The organism is Mesorhizobium sp. M1A.F.Ca.IN.020.03.2.1 (genome assembly GCF_004023205.1).
In the GTDB taxonomy this organism is placed as follows: Bacteria; Pseudomonadota; Alphaproteobacteria; order Rhizobiales; family Rhizobiaceae; genus Mesorhizobium.
The window spans coordinates 1-3,239 of sequence record NZ_RZSV01000383.1 but is presented as its reverse complement, the minus strand read 5'-3'; the positions used below and the strand labels follow the sequence as shown (position 1 = coordinate 3,239).

Sequence of the window (3,239 nt, the reverse complement as noted above, 5' to 3'; positions counted from 1 at the left end):
GGCCTGCTGGCCGGAGATCAGCTGCTGCACCCTGCCAATCGTGGCGGGCGACAGATAAAGGCCGACACCTGCAAGGCAGGCCAGAGCAACGACTGTAAAGGCGATTTTTCCGCGCATCGACAACTGGCCCTCTATCCGACACGCCGAAACCGGTGGTCTATTTCACGGCCGTTGCCGCGAATTTCGCCGAATAGATAGGACAAGGCTTTGGCGGAAAAGGGCCAAAACGCGGGATTACGAAGATTTAATATGCACTGCACAATTGTTGTGCAGCCGGCTAACGTGCCGTGGCGATCCCTTAACGCAGCATCGGCCAGAGCGTCGCTGCGAGCAGCAGACCCATTCCTATGTTGAACCATTTCAGCCGCATGGGATCCGAAAGGAAGCCGCGCAGCGCGGTGCCGAACCCGGCCCACACCGAAACGCTGGGCAGGTTGACGATGGTGAAGGCGATTGAAATCAGCGCCACCGAGACGAACGGATGATCCGGATTGGTGTAGACGGCCATGGCAGTGATCGCCATCACCCACGCCTTCGGGTTGACCCATTGGAACGCGGCGGCATCGATGAAGCGCATCGGACGCGCCTTCGCCCCGTCCTTGCCACCCATCGAGCGCGACATGCCGATCTTCCAGGCAAGATAGAGCAAATAGGCGGCGCCGGCGATTTTCAGCGCCATATGCAGCACCGGAAACGCTGTCAGCACCGCGCCGAGTCCGAAGCCGACGGCCAGCAGCAGAACCAGAAAACCGATGCTGATGCCGAGCATATGCGGAACCGTTCTGAGGATGCCGAAATTGACGCCGGAGGCCAGCAGCATGAGATTGTTCGGCCCCGGCGTGATCGACGTCACGAAGGCATAGACCAGGAGTGCAAGGAACGCGTTGACGGACATCATATCCTCCCGCGGATAGGTCAGCTATATTGTCCTTTTCCGGCAGGCGCGCAAAAGCCACTGACGGGCGACTGCCGGACCAGCAAGGAGAATTTGAAGCAGTCGGAGCGGTGGGTGGCGCGCCTACATCCCCTGCGGGCCACGGTTCATGGCTGCGACACCGGTGCGGCAGATCTCGACCAGGCCGAGCGGCTTCATGATGGCAATGAACTGGTCGAGCTTGGAACCCTTGCCGGTGATCTCGAAGATGAAATGCTCGGTGTTGGCGTCGATGACCGACGCGCGGAAGGCATCGGCCAGCCGCAGCGCCTCGACGCGGGCGTCGCCGGTGCCGGCGACCTTGACGAGCGCAAGCTCGCGCTCCAGCGGCCGCTCCTGGCCGAGTTCGTGCGAGCGCACGGTGAGATCGACCACGCGGTGCACCGGCACGATCCGCTCGAGCTGGTGCTTGATCTGCTCCAGCACATGCGGCGTGCCGCGCGTCACGATGGTGATGCGCGACAAATGCTTCTCGTGCTCGGTCTCGGACACCGTGAGGCTTTCGATGTTGTAACCGCGCCCCGAGAACAAGCCGATGACGCGGGCAAGCACCCCCGGTTCGTTGTCGACCAGCACGGAAAGCGTGTGCGTTTCCGGCTTTTCGGTTTCCTTGGCGATGAAGTAGGCGGAGCCGGTCGGCTGGAGCTGTGCGTTCATGACGTGAATCTCGATTTCAAACTTTGGCGCTAATTCTATGTTTCCACACGGCTTCCGCCGCAGACGCTGCCTGCCGCTACACCAGTTCCCTGCCCTTGGCGTCGATGGCGTTGGCCACCGCCTCGTCGGTCGCCTCGTCAGGCAGGAGCATCTCGTTGTGCGCCTTGCCGGACGGAATCATCGGGAAGCAGTTGGCGAGAGTCGCCACGCGGCAGTCGAACAGCACCGGCTTCGTCACCGAAATCATCTCGCGGATCGCGTCATCCAACTCGTCCGGCTTGTCGCAGCGTATGCCATGGCCGCCATAGGCGTCCGCCAGCTTGACGAAATCCGGCATCGCCTCGGTGTAGGAATGCGACAGCCGGTTGCCGTGCAACAGCTGCTGCCACTGGCGCACCATGCCCATATACTGGTTGTTGAGGATGAAGATCTTGATCGGCGCGTCGTACTGCACGGCCGAGCTCATCTCCTGCATCGTCATCTGCACCGAAGCGTCGCCGGCGATGTCGATGACCAGCGCATTCGGATGTGCGATCTGCACGCCGAGCGCCGCCGGCAGGCCATATCCCATCGTGCCCAGGCCGCCCGAGGTCATCCAGCGGTTGGGCTTGTCGAAGTGATAGTGCTGCGCCGCCCACATCTGGTGCTGGCCGACTTCGGTGGTGATGTAGGTGTCCATATCCTTGGTCAGCGCATAGAGCCGCTGGATCGCGTATTGCGGCATGATCACGTCGTTGTTCATCCTATAGGCGAGCGAGTCCCGCGCGCGCCATTTCGCGATCTGCTCCCACCATGGATAGAGCGCCTTCTTGTCGGCCTTGGCAGTCGCCCGCCACAGCCGCACCAGATCCTCCAGCACGCGGCCGACATCGCCCAGGATCGGCACATCGGCATGGACATTCTTGTTGATCGAGGACGGATCGATGTCGATATGGATCTTCTTCGAGTTCGGCGAGAACGCGGTCAGCCGGCCGGTGATGCGGTCGTCGAAGCGCGCGCCGATGCAGATCATCACGTCGCAATCATGCATGGCCATGTTGGCTTCGTAGGTGCCATGCATGCCGAGCATGCCGATCCAGTTCTTGCCCGAAGCCGGATAGGCACCGAGGCCCATCAGCGTCGAGGTGATCGGGAAGCCGGTGAGGTCGACCAGCTCGCGCAGCAGATGGCTGGCTTCCGGACCTGAATTGATGACGCCGCCGCCGCTGTAGATGATCGGCCTCTTCGCGCCGGCCATCAATTCGACGGCGGCCTTCACCTTCTCAAGATCGCCCTGGACCTTCGGCTGATAGCTGGTGCGCGGCGCCGTTTGCGGCGGCACGTAGATGCCCTTGGCGAACTGCACATCCTTCGGAATGTCGACCACGACCGGGCCCGGCCGCCCGGTAGTCGCGACATGGAAGGCTTCATGGATGGTGGCGGCGAGCTCGTTGACGTCTTTCACCAGCCAATTGTGCTTGGTGCAGGGGCGCGTGATGCCGACGGTGTCGCATTCCTGGAAGGCGTCGGAGCCGATCAGCGAAGTCGGCACCTGACCGGTGAGACAGACCAGCGGAATGGAATCCATCAGCGCGTCCTGCAGCGGCGTCACCGCATTGGTGGCCCCGGGGCCACCAATGCGGTGACGCCGCTGCAGGACGCGCTGATG

Annotated in this window: 3 protein-coding genes; all 3 read right to left on the bottom strand. The window is 62.2% G+C overall.

From position 1 onward, the window contains the following. Positions 1-298: 298 nt before the first annotated feature. A complete protein-coding gene (locus EOA79_RS30930) occupies positions 299-895 on the bottom strand; it encodes a LysE family translocator (protein ID WP_095825021.1) in 597 nt (198 codons plus the stop codon). A gap of 123 nt (positions 896-1,018) precedes the next feature. Further along, positions 1,019-1,591, bottom strand: coding sequence for an acetolactate synthase small subunit (gene ilvN, locus EOA79_RS30925; RefSeq protein WP_059185300.1), 573 nt, complete (start codon positions 1,589-1,591; stop codon positions 1,019-1,021). A gap of 76 nt (positions 1,592-1,667) precedes the next feature. Continuing rightward, positions 1,668-3,239 (bottom strand): acetolactate synthase 3 large subunit (locus EOA79_RS30920; RefSeq protein WP_128293620.1); only part of this gene is annotated, 1,572 nt, incomplete at its 5' end.

What these genes read in the sequence shown, in the direction of transcription:
- EOA79_RS30930 (WP_095825021.1), bottom strand. Translation starts at nt 895, where the DNA reads ATGTCCGTCAACGCGTTCCTTGCACTCCTGGTCTATGCCTTCGTGACG.
- ilvN (WP_059185300.1), bottom strand. Translation starts at nt 1,591, where the DNA reads ATGAACGCACAGCTCCAGCCGACCGGCTCCGCCTACTTCATCGCCAAG.